Genomic DNA, 18,064 nt, shown 5'->3' on the forward strand with positions numbered 1-18,064 from the left:
ATATTCATATCATCCTCAGGATTTTCATCAGTCTTTAATGGAACTAAAGTAGGTATACTTGATAACTCTAAAAGTGTTGGATAGTTTATATCTAAGCTATCATACTGATTTACAAACTTAATTCATTTGGTTACTAAATTATTGGGATTATTAAAATCAATATTACCATCAAAAAGAATAGAGAATGAATTTCTATTTATAGTATGCTTATAATTAAGTAAATCATATATAAACATTCAATCAAATATAGAATGACCAGCAATAGTTTCATATTGTATTTTATAAAACTCATATTTAATCATAGCTGTTACATCCTCATATTGATTATCAGATAAATTAATTCTAGACCCATAAGCTCCAACTCTTTCAGCGAATAATGTATTAAACTGACTATTAAATATTAAATTCTTGACAAATTCATTATTAGAAAAGTCTCGTTTTAATGCTGGAATTATAACATTCTCAATATGTTTTTTTAATGTAACTAAACCTTCTACAGAATCTGTAGATAACATTATAGGATCATTATACATTATTTCCTCAAATTTTGTTAACATCTTATACCCGTTATTAACCTTTTGCTGTAATGCTATATTAGAAACATATGTAAAGGGACTATCTCTAAAATATTCAAAAATCTTACGATCATTAAATACCCTAAGAACTTGACGTACAACATCTTCATCTATCTTATATTTATATTTTAAACTATTATAGATAGATGTATATGTATTATCAATATCTTTAGATAAAACCTGCATAATGTTTTTAAACTGAAAAGGCACCTCAAACATTGCTTTATAATGAGGAACAGAATATATAATATCTAATAAATTATAATTAGTCTTATTTCTTTCTAATATTTGTATTCAACTCTCTGCATATGCTAAATTATTAAAAAATATTTCTGCTGAGAAATTTTTAGGAACGCCACTAAGTTTCTTAATATTATATTCCACATTAAGTTGGTATAATAGTGGGGCACCAAGAACAACATCTATACCTCCATTAATACCAAGAGTAGTACCAATAGAAGTTAACTCTCTAGCTCCCTTAAATAATTTTCTATATATTTTAAGTTTATCGATAATTTTATTTATCTCTGCCTGAGTACCTCCATTTTCAAAAAGTTTAGTAGCTAAACTAGATAAACTAGTATTTAAAATAGATGAAACGCCACCACTAGAAATAGCATTTTTAAATAAATTTCCTTTAGATAAAGATACTAACTTAGGTATAATAGGATCTGTAAGAATCTTTGCTGCAGTTGTCGGTGGAATTCCTATAGATAGAAAATACTCATATATAGGTAAAATTTCAGGCGAAGCATTTAAAAGATCGAGTTTCATCTCTTTTGCATTATCTGTAGCTGATGATATAAAGCTTGCATTTATTGTTGTAGCTATAAAATCACATAGATTATCACCAACTTTAACTCATTTTAAATAACTCTTTAACGCTGGATAACCTTTAGTCTCAATAATATTACTATAATTATCAGTAATACTTTGACCATAATATATAAACTTATTCTTCAACTCATCTTCTTCGATTATAAAATATACATTATTACTTGTATATACAGAAAGTTTTCCATAACTAAATACTACTTTTTGAGTTACTATTCAGTCATTTAACGCCTTTAGAGTAGCCTCATTAACTTTAGATCCTGCAAAACCAAGACTAAATATAGATTTTCTATCGTAGACTCAGTCCTTAGGTAAATTAATATTTATAATATTAAGTAGACTTTGATTATTCTCATATTTAAGTTCATTATAATATGTAATTGCATAAAAAGCCTTTTGCGCAACAGCAGAAATACCAATATCAACTTTACCTACAGAAGTACTTTGATTTATATAAATATCTGTTGACGGATCTCAATGATTACGAAGAACTCCCTCTAAATTTAAATCTTTTACGGCACTATTAATAGGCTCCATAGTAGTAGGATTAGTAGATGCAGATAATGTTTTTGGACTATTATATACATCTTTAATGCTCTCAAGAATATAATTCTGAACAGAATCTTGTTGATCCTTTTTAGAATTTCTTAGCCCATGAAGAGCAAATAATTCTAACTTAATATTATTAATAATTTTATTTAATTTCTCCTCTACTTGTATTTTATTTTTACGAGCTATTCCTAAGAATCTGGCATCATCATTCCGAGACTGAACAATATTAGTAGATAAAGTATTTATAATAAAATCTTTATTAACTCTAATTGTACTATTTCCTATAATATTATTAATAGATGTGGCAAGTTGTAAAGTATCTACTGATAGATCTGACTCTAAGTTATCAAATACAAGTTTTGCAATATCTTCATTCAGTTCCAACTCAGTATCAGTAAGATCTTCAACTTTTAAATCTTCCTCTACACTAAGACTACCACTATTAAAATACTTATATATTCCATTATATCCTAACGCACTCATAATACAGTAAGCTTTATCAATATCATAATCACTTCCCTGTAAAAATACCTGTTGATTTGGTACAAAAGATATATTATTATAATATGGTAAATATGCTATAGTATCAATATTCATGGCAAAAGCCAAAGACTGAGATGGAATACGTGCCATTATTGCAGTATTAGTCTTTTCTCAAGATTCATATTGTGCTTGTGCTAAAGCATTAAATATAATATCTTGATTTCCATTATTTAGATTATAAAAATTCTTACGATTTATATTTTTCTTAGATCTATATAGTATAAAAAAATCATCATCTATTATAGTCTCTATATCCTTAGTTACAATAACGTCAGCACTTCTATTTCCATATTTATATACTAATAGTCTAGCATTATTAGGCCATTTATACATTTGATCCCCATTGTTATCTATACGATATCCGTCTTCATCTACAATAGCTGTACTATTAATATATCCATTAAAATCTGTATTAGAATTTTCATATATTAATGTTGGATCTCCACTTGATGCGTATAATAGATAATCATAATTAACTCCAATATCGTCAAATTTAACTAATAGATTTTCCTTAAAGTAATTAGCTTTTCTTTGCTGAATTTCTGAGAAGTTCATATCTTTAATTCCAAACTTATTACTATAATAGTTTGTTGTTGCCCGCTCCTCATTAAATACTACATAGGAGACATTTGTTGGAACACTATTAGTAATATTATTAGGCAATTCGTCAGAAATAACATTTATGTTTCTTTCATCAATAGCCTTTAATACTACATTTTCTCAATGTAGTTGAAGTTGCTTTTTATGTGATATAAGTTTATCTTTACTTCACACATTATCTTTATATAGCAAATCACTATCTAAAGCATTCCCCACTTTTGCTATTTCCTGAAAAGTTTTTAAATGATATAATCCTACACGTACTACTTTATTATCTATTATAAGATCTATAAAGGCTCTTTTTGATCTTAAGTTTCTAGGAAGATCTATGGCTTTTACATAAGTAATTCCAGATAATATTTCATCGGTAACATTATTTAAATCAAATCAAGTGTTAATAATAACAACTGAAGGTATATTTGTATTAGGATTAATACGATAATATACATCAACAGGCATAACTTCATAAGGAGACACTGTATGTGTTGCAATATACTCAGGTTTTAAAGATTCATTACCGTTAAGATCAATGTTTCATACCTTATTATGTAAATATTCAGGAGCTTTAGTTTTAGACCCATCATCATTATATTTAAAATCATTAAACATAAACTTAATATTATCATCATCTTCATATAACATAAACATATTATGAGATGGAACTAATACATCTCCACGACCTGTTCAGTTTCTAGATATAAACTTATTTAAATAAGATCCTACAGTAGTATGAAGTTTACCAAGCATCTGATGATCACTATATGGAGGTTTTATTCCATCCTTATAGTTGCTTCCTAAATTTTGAAGTTCCGCCATTATTTCATTAACAAGCCCCATAACATTTTCATTTGGGTTTGTAAGAACTCTCTCTATTCTTTTAGCAAAGACACTATCAAGTTTAGCAGCGGCTTCTTTTCTAATTATAGGATTAGAAATATTCTCAATATCTATAAATGTCTTTTCTCCTAAAATATGTATAAGACGTGCTAAGTTTCTATAAATACTTTTTACAGTATTTGGAACATACCCATTCTCAGTTATAAAAGAAATTAGCTGAGTAATCTCACGAATAGATGCATCTGCTGCGTCATGATCCGCATCTAATTGAATACCAAAGTTATCAATATCTAATTTAATAGTTCATGCTTTATTCGGGTCTTCTAACGCGTTCAAAAGATTTACTACTGGCGCTTTTGTAGATTTTTGAGCAGACTCTGTACAAAAATAATGAGTAACTTGCTTCTTTAAGTATTGATCTACATTCTTTTGAGACATAACATTATCATTAATTTTATTACCAACTTTATTAAGAATTTCACTAAGTTGATCCTGAGATTGCTCACCATAAATTCCACTAGCGTCACTGCTAAATTCGCCTCCTAATATAAATCTCCAAAAATCATATAAATTATTATCTACTGGCCCAATATCTGTTTTCGTTCCAGTAGGAGCGATCTTTGTGGCAAAGAATTTATTATTACTAAATCTAATATCAGTAATTTCATATATATCTCCATCAATATTTACAAAAATATCAAACTCAAGTTCATTACCATTATAATCAATTAATAATCCGTCACTATTAAATGAATTAGTTCTAAATGTTGCCAACTTAGTAGATAGCTCCATAAAAGTTCTAGCATTTATACCTCCAACTTTTTGAAGATTATAATCCCCAAAAGTTCGTAACATAGCATTATCAATACCAAAGCTTGCTAACTTTGATAGATATGCCGAGGCTTTCTCTGGATCTAAACTATGTAGTAATAATTTTAAATCAATTCCTTTAGGTTTAGTATCGGTAATAGACTGTTTTAAAAGATTATCAACAAATCTTAAAGAAAACATAGCCCCATCCGATATCTCTAACTTAGATTTAAATCCATTTCCAGATGTCGCATTACCAGAGTATGCAAACATTTCAGCAACATCATTGCTCACAGTCATCATATTAATCTTACTACTAAGACCACTAAGAGCTGTTGGTAAACACGCATGTGTAGTTGCAGTTAATGCCACCATACGTTTAACCATAGTAATCTGAGCAGATGAATCTTTTGAATAAAAATCATCTCCTTTAGCCTTATGAGATAGTGGAAGTCCTACGGTATTTACTAAAATATTATCTGATAATATATTTTTTAATAAAAAATACGTATATAAATTAGAGTTTTTTGCTTCATCAGTTAGTCCTTTATAGTTATAAAGTTTTAAAGCTTCATTATTTTCTGGAAGATTCTGTAAAAAGTTTAAGTATATCTGATCAAAAGGATTCTCTGAATTTAGTAATTTTACAGTCTCAACTAAATATGAAGATATTTGTATATCACCATTAATTATTACAAAATCATGATTCTCTGCAATATTTTTATTAACTCTATATTTATTATTAAAATTAAAAGTATTAGTATAGATAATATCTTTTGTAATATTATTAGCTTTTAATCAGTTATTTATATTTTCCACATGACTAATAAGATCCTCTACGTAAATATCATTAATATTACTTATTAATGATATATTTGGAATCTCCAATACTTGAATAAAATCATTTAAAGAGTTTAATAAATATTGACCATATATTGCTTTAAGTTGATTTATAGTAGTATTTTCAATAGTTTTATTATCTACTCCATATATAGATTTTAATACTCTAGTACTAAATTCAAATAAAGGAATTTTAGGCTTATCGGAAGGCGTAATAGCTTCTATTCTAACAACCTCATCTCCAGAAGATTCTCATTTATTTAAAAAATCCTGATAGATAGTTAAATAAAAAGCTTCAGAAATACTTAAATCATTGGTATCTTTAATAATTATTTCTTTATTAATCTCCTTTGACATTGTAGTTCGATAAACAGTGCCTAAAAATATATTATTAAATCCATTCTTCTTATGATTATATAATATTGTATGCTCGTATGGAGCAGTTGGTATAATAATATTTTGATTTAAACTTTTAGCATATTCATATTCTTCTTTTAATCTTTTATTTCGAGATCTATTTCTATAGATATTTTCCTCAATAGTACTAGCTACTGAAGCAAGGCCTATTGTTGGAAGTCCAATATTTAACTTATTATTTACAGTACCTGTAATTGAATATGGATTATATGCATTTATATTATTCATTATAGATAAAATAGCCTTTGCTCTATCTGAATCACTTTTTAAGAAACTCATAAAATCATTCTCAGAATTAGAGTTTCTATAATCAATAATCTGCATAAGTGCTAATTGAAATAAAGTACTATTAGATTCATCAACTACAATATTAGGGCCAAAAAAATATTTACAAGCTTTTTCTAAATCTGATAATTTATAATTATTATTTAAATAGTATTTACTTTTAGAATCTTTTAAAATTATAGAATTTAATACTGAGACATCTAAATCATTAGCGCTTAAAGTAATATTGTCGGTTAGTCTAGAATATTCTTTACTATTCTCATCCATAGATAATGTTAATATAGATTCCGCCTCAGATAGATTATACTCTATATATGAGTTTATAGTAAACTTATTAGAGTTCTTAACTATAATGTCTAATAGATTATATCCCGAAGTTTCAGATAATTCGGCCACAGCATTTTTATAAAAATTAGTATCACCAAAATCATTATGTAGCCATGTATAAACAATACTATGTGTAATATTTTCCTCTAATATAGAATGCGCCCCAATATCTTTATATTTATTAATAAGGTAATCTATAAGTGTATAAGGATCTTCTATATACTTAACATATACATCATGAGACATATTTTTAATTTCATAATTCATAGCTGCAAAGAATGAATTCTTTGTTAGATATGTATTATCATATGACTTCTCAACTTCTCCTAAAGTATTAAACTTATATAGAACTGTGGCTTTACACATTGTTTCTAATAAGCTGTTTAGTTGAGCTTCTTCATTCTCAGGATTATCTCCTCAATCTTGTCTTATATGAGAATCTACTACTAGGGAATACTTTTGAGTATTTATATCATATTTAACTAAATCAGAGATTCAGCTTTCAATAACTGTTGGTAAATAAGCAGAAAGTAAATATTGAGATATAATAGATGTATTATTTAATGTATGTAACCAAACATCATCATTCTGAGTCATATTTATATAATAGGCTAATGGGGATACAAGACTTCCATTTAAGTTTATTCCACGAGTAGCTCTTCTCTGTAGTGCAAATAATACGTTATTAACATCTTTATTTGTTCTTACTAAAGAGTTATTACCATTTAATATTTCAGATATAACTCTACGTCTAACCTCCCTTTTTACTTTTGTATAAGCCTCAATGTTATTAACTTTACCAACCCTGAAAAACTCTTTAATGTTTTTTAATGGGGCAGTCTTATTACTTTGTGTGTTTTCTTGTAAAAGAGTAGAGAGACGGTCTTCAACAAAATCTATAGCAAGTCCAGTTTGACTCGCTATAGATTTTGCAGCATCGTTTATAACCGTTCTCTCTGAGACAGTAGAATTAATTTTTCTTTTTAGATCTATTAAAAGATCTGTTTCGCATCCAGTCATAAACTAAAATTTAATTAACATAAATCTATATAATTAGTAATTATCGCTAAGATATTATCAAGAAGTATTTTTACTTGCTCTGGGGTAGTTTGACTTAAACTCTTAACGACATTAGAGAAAATATTAAAATCTCCATCTTTAGCAAACTGAAGTATAGCATCTTTAATAATTTTCTCATTATCATTATCATTATCATTCTTACCTATTTGCTCTATTAAATCTCCTAGACTCTGTCTATCTTCTAGAGCTATTCTTTTTCCACTATTTCTTCCAATATTAAGTAACTCCTTTTTAAACTTAGTTTTATTAGTACTAATCTTTGATTTTTTAATAGTTATAGGTTTAATAGCCTTGTTTTCCATACTATTACTTTGTTTAGAGTACTCTTTAAAATCTTCTGTACTTATAGAATCATCTCCATATATAAATATTCTTCCCTGCTGAATAACTTTAGAATTTATAATAAACGTTGCCTTATTTGGAATAGTAAGAGCGTCTCCTTTAGTAAGTATATTTATACCATTATCTTTTATAATATGAGGAAACAAGTGGCCACCAAACATAACATTCACTTCAGGACTTTGATTAAAATATTTAAGAGTATTTAACTTTCCAGCCATTATTGGCCATGTCTTACTTAAATATACTTCTTGAAGAAATTGTTTAAATTCATAAGTTTGCAGCAAATGTGAATTATTATTCATAAATATAGGCACAGTTTCCTGATGTTTTCCAGAGTACGATTTTGTAAAAGTTTCTGTTAAAAACGACAGTAAAGAGTCTTCATTAATATCTGATAATTCTGTCCATTTCCTATATGCATTTATTAAAGAATCTTTATATTTATTTCAAAGCATTTTTATTGATGATAAATCTTTATTATCGAATCATGATACACTACTATTAGCTAATTTCAGTTGATCACCATACTTAACTAATGCAGCTATTCTACGAAGTACATTCCCAAATTGATGCGTTATCGCGTCATTATATGATTTACGACTTCTTTGGTCTCCCATAAAAGTATCATACGTAATATTATCAATAGCCTCTTTAAAAGATTCTATATCGGTACTTAAATCTGGATCAAAAGATATCGGAACACTATCAAATAATATTCTATTTGATAAAATTTCATCTATTTTCTCTTTTTTAAAGTCATCCGTTGCAGCACTTTCTAAAATTTGAATAATATCTACTATCTGTTTTGATTTTTCTCGTAATGTTATAAGATAACTATTAGAAGAATTTTGTAGATATGCAGACTGTGAATTTTGTTTATCCCCCATTTGTAACTTTGTAAAAATTACAAACTTATCCTCCAGATCAGGAACCCCTCTGGCATCCCACTTATTATCTTTACGATTATAGTGTAGTAATTCTTTTATAGATTCTACATCTGTGGTATATAATCCTTTCGTGAGACTTAAATCATAAAATTTAGAATATAACGTACGAAGATTATTTAACTCATCAAGAATACTATTTACTTTAACAATATTCTCATTTCCCCGTCTAAAGTAGATAGATAGGGATGTTTCTAGAAAATCTATGCGTTGGTCTGATCCATTAATGTTAGTACCTATAATCTTTCCATCTATATAAGTAAGTCCTATATGAGCTCCTGAGTCAGTCTCTTTATTTTGAATATCAATAATATTTGCAGACCTTGATATATTTAATTTATCTGAAATCTCATAATATCTTGGAGCAGTACTAGGCAAACTATTACTTGTAAGACTATTTATAATAAAACTAGTATGTGACATATTAGAGTTATTTACTTGAGAAGTTTCCGTATTTTGGAACATCCCTAGATAAATATCTTTATTATCGTAACCATCTATATGATATACAATTCATGGATGAACTCCTCTTAGACTTTTATCATCTCTATATAAGTTTCCCATATCATATAAATCTTTAACTGTAGAATATTCTATCTTTATTAAGAATTTACCATTTCTTAATAATTCTGGTAATTTATCTCTTAAAGAATCAGAACTATCTGTAGTAAGCATTGAGTATAAGATATTTCTTACAATTCCATATTGTTCTTTTGATACACCAATCTCCTGTATAAATTCATCTGTAAAGTTCTTTTTTAATAAAAAACCACTAGCTACTTGCGCCAATGATGATTTAAATGGTTTTTGAACCACATTAGATTTACTAGAAACATCTAGCTCATCTTCAGTTATAGGTAATTCCTTATCAATAAGATTTATATTGTTTAATACTTTATACTTATAATCAATAAATTGCTGTAAGGCTTCTTTATTATTAATAATCCCGCTCTCTACTGGCGAAAAAATTGATAACTCATTATGAGTTGAATCTGCAATATATAAACCTTTAGTATTAGGAGTAAGATCTTTTAATACTAATGGTTGAAGAGATATTAGACCATGTTTATATCGAGTAAATAGAGTGTATATATCCTTTAATTGACCATATATTTGTAAATAATCTAATGATTTGCCGTCTCCTACAACATTTAAATTAATATCAGTAAGTACATAATCCCATTCTATACCTTGAATATTAGCAAAATTATCTGCAAAAGTAATATTATATTTTTTCGATAAATTATTAATATTTATAGTACTTAAATTATTACTAAATATCAACATTTTTGTTTCAGGGGTAAGATTGTATTTATTATAGAAATTCTCTATAAATTCATTAGTAAGTACTCTAGTATCTTCAAATTTAACGCCTTCTATTGTATTAGAAGACTCTCAATATGTAAAATTATCCAATACTAATGGATTAAGATCTGGAGTTCCAGTACTATTTTGCTTAAATAATTTCTCAAATATATTATTATTACGTCTAGAAATATCTGTACTAGAGCGTTTAGACTCGGTAAGCTGATTAGTCATAGTACATACACACCCATCAATACTAATACCATTACTATGCTGTTTAACATCCCCCAAATAAACAATATCAACATTATACGCAGTAGATAAGTTATCTAATACTTTTAGATCTGATATATCAATATTAGTACATTCATCAATAAATATAATACTATTCTCATATTTAGACTTAAATGAATCTTTATTAATAGAGTCATTTAAAATATCTGAGATAAGAATAGAATTTACATTACTTATATTAGCATTAATCGCTATTATTTGATCATTTGTATTAGATGCAAATATAACATTTTTATTTGGAATAACCTTAGAAATGATATTAAAAATTCCAGGTAATAATGCTGAAGTTTTTCCTGTTCCTCCAGAGCATACCAATTTAATTGCTCTATAAAGTTTAGTCAACCCCTTTTCAATAGCACCAGTATCCGATAGTATAGTATCTACTCATAATTTAATATCATCCTTAGAATCTCTAAGCAAGAATTTACTAACCGTTAAAATAATATCCTCTTGAGAATCAAATGGAAACATATTACTATTTTGTATACTATCTTTATACTCTTTTGTGACAATATCCGAGTTACCAAATGAACAACTTAATAAATACATATAAGATGTACTATCATTTAAGATTTCGCCTTCTTCGGAAATAATATCAGCACTAAGAGCTCCAGTATCATATATTAAATTCTTATTAAATACAGTTGTTATATTTTTTATAAAATCAACTTTCTTAACATCGTCTAATGAACTCCAGTAATTAAAAAATTCTCTTTCAAATTGTAATATAATATTTCTATAGTTAGATGAAACTTGAATATAATCATCATCAGTAGTTATATCTTCAAGTCTACTTATTGTAAAATCAAGTTCTTTAAGTTTATCTTTTAACTCTTGCGAAGTATTTGGACTTTCTAATAAGGCTTGTATCGTTTTAATCTTAAACTCTGAATGCTTAATACCTATTTTTTTCTCAGTAGTAATTACAGCTCCCTTATTTTTAATATCAGCATCTTTTAGTAAATCAATAAGATCCTTAAGATAGTTAATTCTATCTTTAATTGCAGAAACCGTATTAGAAGAAACCTGAGATAATTCTAAATTAATACCTTTTTCTTTAAAAGCCTTATTAAGATAATTATTTGCGCCAAAAGGAATATCTATAATATCTACATGTCTATTTTCATCACTACCTTCAGAAATAGATTCTGTTAAACTAAGTATATCTTTTAAATTTGCAAAGGATTTATTAACTTCTGAAGACATAAAATATTTATTTCCCTGAGATTTAAAAAGACCATACTGCTGCATTATTAAATTTATATTATCGATACCGTCTACTTTGCTATTTATACTGTTAATTAAAGAATCTATATCTTTAGAAGATATCATAGTTCTACCTTGAAGACCTAAACCAAAGTTCATAGGATCACCTTCTAAAGAATTATACATACTGGTAATAATACTATTAAATCTATCTCTAGAAAGCTCACGAGTAAGTAGTGAAAAAGCTTCAGAAGTAGTAAGATTTTTATTTGTTGACCCTGAATTATATTCATGTATTCACGTATCTACGATAGAAGGATCTTCGTTTATTTTATCAAAAGCACTCTTTGATATATTTTCCCAAGAACTATAGAGTTCGTCAGCATCATTTATAAAATTACTATTAGTAAGATCAGGCTCTATAACCCCATCATCCTGAAAATCAAATACTGGAGTATCTATTCCTTTAGACTTATAAAAAAGATTAAGTACTTGAGACTCACTTCAAAGAGGCTCAAGTGTTTTAAAAGCCTCCACGGCAACTAAAAACTCTTTTAAATCTTCATGTGATAAAGTATCAACGGAGATAAACTTATTAAAAGTTTTATCTATATTTCCAAATGTCTTTCTAAGAGACTCATCTCCAGAAATACTTTTATATATGTTTCATGCAGACATATAGTTAACTTCAGTAAGTCCCGATTCTCCGCCATCAGCTACTCTCTTATCTATTTCATTCTTATAAATAGTTGGCAAATTTAAATATTCTATTCCATACAAGTATTTAGATAGGCCTTCTTTACTTGTCGGAACAATCTTATCTAAAATATCTTTATTGGTTTCTAGCATTAAACGCCCTATATAAGACTCATCTTTACCATCTACTAACTTACGTACTTGTTCAATTTTAAAGTCTAATACTTTTTGTAGTTTTGAAGTCTCAGTTTTTACTACGTCGATCTCTTCCTGCTTAGCATTATCCGATAAACCAAGTCTTTTAGATTGAATATCGTTATTAAGATTTATAATTTCAGTAACTCGTTTCTGATAATCTTCAAATAATGAATTTTGTATCCCTTTACCATTAGATGCAGCAGATGTTAACCAAGCTGTACGCACTCCTTTTAATAATTCTATATCTCCAAAACGATCATAATCAATAGCTAAATTATTATTATTTAAGAAAGAATCAATATCATTAATTGATTTCTTAAACATATTAAAGATAACATGATTTTGCGATTCATCGATATTTGTAGTAGCCTGTCCAGTAAATGCGGATATTGAAGAGCTCAAAACTGAACTTTCCTGCAACTTATCTATCTGTTTTATAATAGTACTAGTATGCCCCTGTGATACATGATAGATAAGTTCTTTCATAAGTTGAGAGTTATCACCTCCCATCATATCTTTTCAATTGCTATATGCATTTTTCTGAAAATGAAATCTATCAGATAATCTAAATATAGCACCACCCATTGCACCGCCAAATAAAGACATACCATATCTCGCTAAAGGGTCGGTAGATGCATAGCTATATTCATTCTTATATGTATTCCCTGTGTATAATTCTTTTATAGATTGCCAAGATTTACCTATCTGATATGATAGATCTTGAGTAACTTCCTCAGCTACTTCCTCTAATCCCTCATTAATAGCTCCACTAACTACTCCAAATTTTCCAGAAGATACATCTTCAACATGTTTTTTTACATGATTTAGAATAGAGTTCCCTCAATATTTTAACTTAGACTGCTTAACTACTTCAGATGTTGCAGTAGATAAATCTTTCTTTATCGCTTCAGAACTATTCTTTAACCACTGTCTTGTTAGTAGTTTAATATCTCTAGCTACTTCATAATCAGAGGAATTAGTAAGCATACCTCTAAAATAATCTGTTTGAAAAAGTGTACCTATACCAGCATATGTAGCTAAAGAAATAAATCCAGCGGTTTGTGAGTCAAACCCATAAGATTTAGCACTATTATATACATCTTCTACAGATGTAGCCACTAAATAACCACGAGATATAGCAGTACTCACTTTAGATGCGTTATTAAACACCTTACTTGCATTTCTATACACATCTGTACCTTTTGTTAATGCTTCTATAACTTCTTGTGATACCTTTCCAGATTGTGCTAACTTTATTCTCTGCATTCCTTCAGCCGCTGCCATTTGTTTAGCAGCATTACTTCCAATTCCTAATTTTTGAGGTATCTGAGCAATAGCTCTTTGGGTTCCAAGTTGCATATATGAATCAATTGCCATATTAAGAATATTTTCCAAACTAAAGAAGTGCTCCTGAGAATAGTCTGAGGAAGACCCTCCATACTTTCGCATTGAGTTATCCCATTTATTTAAAGTATCAAAATCCTCGGTTCCAAAAAAAGCAAGTAAAGATTTACTAATTTGCGGTAATACTCTAGCTAAGTTAACAGACGCTGTGGTATAAAATAAAGTACTCCCTACGGTAGGAAATAAAACAGAGGCCCCAACTAATGCAGTGCCCTTAATAAGAGTTCTAGCTATATTTGAATCTATATTATCTGAATCAAAAACATCAATTTTATTCCAAGGGCTTTCATCATCAGTAAGTACTTCACTCATAGTTACAAACTGCTTACCTATAGAATCTTCATTACTAACTGTCTCGGCATAAAAATTACCAAATTCATCTGTTTTTCATTCATCTTTTTTATGAGACTCTTCTTTTCCTGAAAATTGATCAATATGTTTTCCATCAGAATTTCATGTCGCATAAACTAATGGTTTATCACTAAGTAGTCCAAGTGCGCCTGACTCATTAACTGTTTTATCTGACCATTTTCCAGTATCCTTATCAAAATATTGATTTTTCTGAGCTGATTCTCTAATGCTCTTGGTAGGTAAAGACCACTCATTAGTATTAATTAAACCAAATGATAGGTCTTGTGGATTTGTAACTGCACTAGTGGTTATCTTAGGATTTACTACTGTCCCAAAATCTGTAGAGAAATTTGAACCAGATTTTTCATATGCATTAAGAATAAAATTTTCTGTATCAATAGAATTTAAATAGGTAAATTCTAAAGAGATATCATCGTAGAACTTATCATATTTATCTTTATCAAACCCACCGTTCTCGTGTTTAAAAGCTTCTTGTACTTTTGGCTTACTCTTATAAAAATCTTTATCCTGCATTTCTGAGTTTGTTGCATCAATACCTTCGCTTATAAGAAACTCTACAGGTTTGTCGATATTCATTAATCTCGCTGCAAACCAATCATTTGTTTTATTATCCATGTTAATCTAAACTAGATGAAGTCACCCCATTAGCTGACATTCCGTTAATTGTTCTATTATATATTCCAGTATTTGGATCATATACACCTGCCTGACGTGCTGCGTCTTGTCTAGCCTTAACTAAATCAGCATCAGGTTTATTAGTATAAGCTATTCCACCTGCAACATTTGATGCATTTTCATTATCATTCAGGGGTATAAGTAAAATTCCCTGAAACGCTGTTCCAAACCATCCTGTATCATCAATCTTTTGTTTATTATTAGAATTATTATTATAGCTTCTAATAATATTATCATAAATATCATCAGGAATACTAGAAAGCATTGGAGCTGATTTTAGAGTGCGTTTATCAATCTGTCCTTTTGTACTAGTATAAGCAGATTGAAGTGCAAATCTTTTCAAAGGGCTGTCTGGAGGAACTCCTACTTTCTTCTCGACATCATATTGAAATCCATTATTTTCTCATATCTCTCTAATTTTAGCCATGTCTGTAATTCTATCATCTATTATTTGTTTTTGAATCCCAGTCATAACTGTAAATATACTCATATCTATATTACCAGATTTGTCTACTGGAAGATATGCCACACCCATTCCCTTAGAATTATCAACAATAATTTCATTGCCTTGAGAAGTTATTTGATCAATAGGTATTCCACCAAAAGTTACTGTGCCCCTAGTATCTACAACCCCATGGTCACGTAAATTCTGATATGAGTCTATGGCACTAGTTATTCCAGGAACTGCTTTATTGTCTATAGTTCTAGCATCATACCAATATGTAGGTAAATCAAAATGAACATTTCCACCAGGAAGGACCCATCCGTTTGTTCTAATCTCCCCAGTATTTCTCTGCATAGAAGCACCAAAAGGAAGAGCAACTTGTGAAGGCGATGATGATTTTTTCGTATTAGACTCTGAACTTAATCCAGATTCGTAATCTATTTTCTGAGTAGTATCTACACTATGACTTGTATGCTCCTTAATAGCGTCAGTTAATAAATTTTGTACATCGTTAGCATTATTAGGATCTAATCCATTAGCAGCCGCATTAGCTCGTAAAACATTTTTCATATTATTTGGTAACGTCCTATATAAATAGTTAGTTGCAGCGTTTAAACTATTGTCATCAGAATATCCTTGATTTGATATTGCAGATGATCCCGTAGCTTTATAAACTCCATCAGGAGTATTAAATCCAAGTAATTCTTCAAATCCTTTTTCTATCATACCCTTTTGTTTAGAAGTATACTTATCTAATTGATTTGATGATTTATTAGTTCCAAATGATCCTATTGTAGACTTTACATAGTCTATAATAGATTTCATACCCACAGTATTGGAAAGATCTGTTAATACAGAACTATTATATGCTAACTCACGCTGTTCCTCTCTACGTAGCATTAATTCTGAGTTTGTAAGTATAGTATATTTATTAGAATTTTTATGATAAGCTTTCAAACTAATAGTCTTTACATTTTGATCCTCGTCGTATACATATAAATCTCCAGTATTAGTCATTGCTGCCTCAGATCCAGATCCTTCTGTAATAATTTGGTCACTTGCCTGCTTATGAAGTGCATTATTATGTTTAATTCTATTTGCTAATGATTGTATTCTTATTAAATCAGACATATCATAAGATGAGCTTTTTCCAGTATCAAATAATGATCCTAAATTCTTAGATTTTTTTAAAAATACATCAGCTTTAGATAGAAAATATTCTACATCATTAGGTAAACCATTTTCCTTTAATATATTTATAATTTCTTTCTGTAAAATCGAGTTATCTTTATCGCCATTTGTAGTAGCATTTATTGGTCTCTGTGCAGATTGCTGTCTTACAGATTCTCTAAAAAAGGGGGTATAAACCATACCCCCAGTTTGATATTTTTTAATCTTCATATTATGACATCATTTTTAGAAAGATTTTAATAATATTATTATTTAAATCATTAACCGCTTTATTAATAGCTTTCTGTTGATCTAAGTAGGTCTGTTTACCAACATTTCTAAATCGTTGTATACGACCACCACTCTTATGTCCAATAATTTGGTCTATTCCAGGTTGAGTTACATATCTATAAGGCATTTCATATCGCTTTATATCTGGCCTTCCCCATCATAAATGAGAACGCCCTGCATTATACTGATCTATAACTGAATCAGTCTGATACATATTTCTTATATTAGCAACTCCTCTAGGATCGTGATTAGCCAAAAATGTTTCAAAAGTCCCATGCTTAGTTTGCATCTCTGGAGTATATAAAGATCTATATTTATCATTAAGTGCGGCTTCATATAAATTCTGAGCTTTTAATTGAGCACTTGCGTTTTGAGCAACTTCTGCTTCCTTCGTATCTAAAGCAGCATCGTGTCTAAACTGATGAATAAGATTTTTAATGCTCTGTGTATGCTGAGCAGTTTTATTAGCATCTACCATATCGATCTCTGCCAGTCCACGATATCAATTATTCTTATTATCATTGGCTACCTGTGTTCTCATATTAGAATACTGTTGTTTTTGAGCTAAAAGCTTATCGTTAAAATCCCCGACCATCTGAGATAATTTAGTATCACGCTCATTAGCCAACTGGTCAACTTGTTGATCCCTCATTAATCTTTCAGAAGTTACTTGGTTTGGATCATTAGTAGCTGTCTTAAACTGACGAATATTATTAATACGATCTCCATACATTCTAAATAATCCATTATCTCTATATGTAGAATAGAACTCTATGGGCATCTGTTTCTGAGATCCTATCATTTTCTTTTTAAAAGAATCCTTCATCTTCTGACTAGACTTATTAATTCCCATTGCCGAAGTGATAAAATCGCCAACTCCTAAAAATATGTCAGGATTAATATTTTTTAATTTATCAAGAAAAGATAGAGTATCTTCCTGCCCCTTAGAAGAGCCACTACTAGATGATTTACTTTGTACTGTAGATGGAATTATATCATTATTCTTTAAAATATTACTATTC

Annotated in this window: 20 protein-coding genes; all 20 read right to left on the reverse strand. The window is 28.8% G+C overall.

From position 1 onward, the window contains the following. Positions 1–236: 236 nt before the first annotated feature. The gene (locus RR409_RS09790; RefSeq protein WP_332557565.1) at positions 237–785 is read right to left on the reverse strand and encodes a hypothetical protein; all 549 of its coding nucleotides are present in this window, start codon (positions 783–785) and stop codon (positions 237–239) included. 84 nt (positions 786–869) lie between these two features. Continuing rightward, on the reverse strand, positions 870–1,349 hold the full coding sequence (locus RR409_RS09795) for a hypothetical protein (RefSeq protein ID WP_332557566.1): 480 nt from the start codon (positions 1,347–1,349) through the stop codon (positions 870–872). 534 nt (positions 1,350–1,883) lie between these two features. Continuing rightward, entirely contained in the window at positions 1,884–2,594 is a 711-nt protein-coding gene (locus RR409_RS09800) for a hypothetical protein (protein WP_332557567.1), read from the reverse strand. A 21-nt stretch (positions 2,595–2,615) separates the two neighbouring features. Next, on the reverse strand, positions 2,616–3,167 hold the full coding sequence (locus RR409_RS09805) for a hypothetical protein (protein ID WP_332557568.1): 552 nt from the start codon (positions 3,165–3,167) through the stop codon (positions 2,616–2,618). Between the two features lie 621 nt (positions 3,168–3,788). Further along, positions 3,789–3,941: a hypothetical protein gene (locus tag RR409_RS09810; protein ID WP_332557569.1), complete on the reverse strand. Its 153-nt coding sequence runs from the start codon at positions 3,939–3,941 to the stop codon at positions 3,789–3,791. A 303-nt stretch (positions 3,942–4,244) separates the two neighbouring features. Further along, positions 4,245–5,126, reverse strand: coding sequence for a hypothetical protein (locus tag RR409_RS09815; protein ID WP_332557570.1), 882 nt, complete (start codon positions 5,124–5,126; stop codon positions 4,245–4,247). A gap of 717 nt (positions 5,127–5,843) precedes the next feature. Beyond that, positions 5,844–6,986 carry a hypothetical protein gene (locus RR409_RS09820; RefSeq protein ID WP_332557571.1) on the reverse strand — a complete coding sequence of 381 codons (1,143 nt, stop codon included), beginning with the start codon at positions 6,984–6,986 and terminating at the stop codon, positions 5,844–5,846. Between the two features lie 129 nt (positions 6,987–7,115). After that, positions 7,116–7,640 carry a hypothetical protein gene (locus tag RR409_RS09825; RefSeq protein WP_332557572.1) on the reverse strand — a complete coding sequence of 175 codons (525 nt, stop codon included), beginning with the start codon at positions 7,638–7,640 and terminating at the stop codon, positions 7,116–7,118. Between the two features lie 14 nt (positions 7,641–7,654). Next, entirely contained in the window at positions 7,655–8,344 is a 690-nt protein-coding gene (locus RR409_RS09830; RefSeq protein ID WP_332557573.1) for a hypothetical protein, read from the reverse strand. 183 nt (positions 8,345–8,527) lie between these two features. Further along, positions 8,528–9,451: a hypothetical protein gene (locus tag RR409_RS09835; protein WP_332557574.1), complete on the reverse strand. Its 924-nt coding sequence runs from the start codon at positions 9,449–9,451 to the stop codon at positions 8,528–8,530. A 48-nt stretch (positions 9,452–9,499) separates the two neighbouring features. After that, positions 9,500–10,273, reverse strand: coding sequence for a hypothetical protein (locus RR409_RS09840; RefSeq protein WP_332557575.1), 774 nt, complete (start codon positions 10,271–10,273; stop codon positions 9,500–9,502). A gap of 108 nt (positions 10,274–10,381) precedes the next feature. Then, complete coding sequence (locus RR409_RS09845) at positions 10,382–10,927, reverse strand: hypothetical protein (protein ID WP_332557576.1); 546 nt, start codon at positions 10,925–10,927, stop codon at positions 10,382–10,384. Positions 10,928–10,969: 42 nt separating this feature from the next. Next, a complete protein-coding gene (locus RR409_RS09850; RefSeq protein WP_332557577.1) occupies positions 10,970–11,950 on the reverse strand; it encodes a hypothetical protein in 981 nt (326 codons plus the stop codon). A 507-nt stretch (positions 11,951–12,457) separates the two neighbouring features. Beyond that, positions 12,458–13,171, reverse strand: a complete 714-nt coding sequence (locus RR409_RS09855; RefSeq protein ID WP_332557578.1) for a hypothetical protein — start codon at positions 13,169–13,171, stop codon at positions 12,458–12,460. A 354-nt stretch (positions 13,172–13,525) separates the two neighbouring features. Further along, entirely contained in the window at positions 13,526–14,401 is an 876-nt protein-coding gene (locus tag RR409_RS09860; protein WP_332557579.1) for a hypothetical protein, read from the reverse strand. Positions 14,402–14,542: 141 nt separating this feature from the next. Further along, positions 14,543–15,076 carry a hypothetical protein gene (locus tag RR409_RS09865; protein WP_332557580.1) on the reverse strand — a complete coding sequence of 178 codons (534 nt, stop codon included), beginning with the start codon at positions 15,074–15,076 and terminating at the stop codon, positions 14,543–14,545. 1 nt (position 15,077) lies between these two features. Continuing rightward, a complete protein-coding gene (locus tag RR409_RS09870) occupies positions 15,078–15,479 on the reverse strand; it encodes a hypothetical protein (protein ID WP_332557581.1) in 402 nt (133 codons plus the stop codon). Between the two features lie 60 nt (positions 15,480–15,539). Then, positions 15,540–16,982, reverse strand: a complete 1,443-nt coding sequence (locus tag RR409_RS09875) for a hypothetical protein (RefSeq protein WP_332557582.1) — start codon at positions 16,980–16,982, stop codon at positions 15,540–15,542. Positions 16,983–17,199: 217 nt separating this feature from the next. After that, positions 17,200–17,520 carry a hypothetical protein gene (locus tag RR409_RS09880; protein ID WP_332557583.1) on the reverse strand — a complete coding sequence of 107 codons (321 nt, stop codon included), beginning with the start codon at positions 17,518–17,520 and terminating at the stop codon, positions 17,200–17,202. A gap of 24 nt (positions 17,521–17,544) precedes the next feature. Continuing rightward, positions 17,545–18,064 (reverse strand): hypothetical protein (locus tag RR409_RS09885; RefSeq protein WP_332557584.1); only part of this gene is annotated, 520 nt, incomplete at its 5' end.

The organism is Clostridium sp. (assembly GCF_036642255.1).
Lineage (GTDB): Bacteria > Bacillota > Clostridia > Clostridiales > Clostridiaceae > Clostridium_J.

Excerpts from the sequence above, each read along its gene's own strand:
- RR409_RS09795 (WP_332557566.1), bottom strand. The coding sequence starts at position 1,349 with ATGAAACTCGATCTTTTAAATGCTTCGCCTGAAATTTTACCTATATAT.
- RR409_RS09800 (WP_332557567.1), bottom strand. The coding sequence starts at position 2,594 with ATGGCACGTATTCCATCTCAGTCTTTGGCTTTTGCCATGAATATTGAT.
- RR409_RS09810 (WP_332557569.1), bottom strand. The coding sequence starts at position 3,941 with ATGGGGCTTGTTAATGAAATAATGGCGGAACTTCAAAATTTAGGAAGC.
- RR409_RS09815 (WP_332557570.1), bottom strand. The coding sequence starts at position 5,126 with ATGGTGGCATTAACTGCAACTACACATGCGTGTTTACCAACAGCTCTT.
- RR409_RS09820 (WP_332557571.1), bottom strand. The coding sequence starts at position 6,986 with ATGTGTAAAGCCACAGTTCTATATAAGTTTAATACTTTAGGAGAAGTT.
- RR409_RS09825 (WP_332557572.1), bottom strand. The coding sequence starts at position 7,640 with ATGACTGGATGCGAAACAGATCTTTTAATAGATCTAAAAAGAAAAATT.
- RR409_RS09830 (WP_332557573.1), bottom strand. The coding sequence starts at position 8,344 with ATGAATAATAATTCACATTTGCTGCAAACTTATGAATTTAAACAATTT.
- RR409_RS09835 (WP_332557574.1), bottom strand. The coding sequence starts at position 9,451 with ATGTTCCAAAATACGGAAACTTCTCAAGTAAATAACTCTAATATGTCA.
- RR409_RS09840 (WP_332557575.1), bottom strand. The coding sequence starts at position 10,273 with ATGTTGATATTTAGTAATAATTTAAGTACTATAAATATTAATAATTTA.
- RR409_RS09850 (WP_332557577.1), bottom strand. The coding sequence starts at position 11,950 with ATGAACTTTGGTTTAGGTCTTCAAGGTAGAACTATGATATCTTCTAAA.
- RR409_RS09855 (WP_332557578.1), bottom strand. The coding sequence starts at position 13,171 with ATGAAAGAACTTATCTATCATGTATCACAGGGGCATACTAGTACTATT.
- RR409_RS09860 (WP_332557579.1), bottom strand. The coding sequence starts at position 14,401 with ATGAGTGAAGTACTTACTGATGATGAAAGCCCTTGGAATAAAATTGAT.
- RR409_RS09865 (WP_332557580.1), bottom strand. The coding sequence starts at position 15,076 with ATGGATAATAAAACAAATGATTGGTTTGCAGCGAGATTAATGAATATC.
- RR409_RS09875 (WP_332557582.1), bottom strand. The coding sequence starts at position 16,982 with ATGAAGATTAAAAAATATCAAACTGGGGGTATGGTTTATACCCCCTTT.
- RR409_RS09880 (WP_332557583.1), bottom strand. The coding sequence starts at position 17,520 with ATGGTAGATGCTAATAAAACTGCTCAGCATACACAGAGCATTAAAAAT.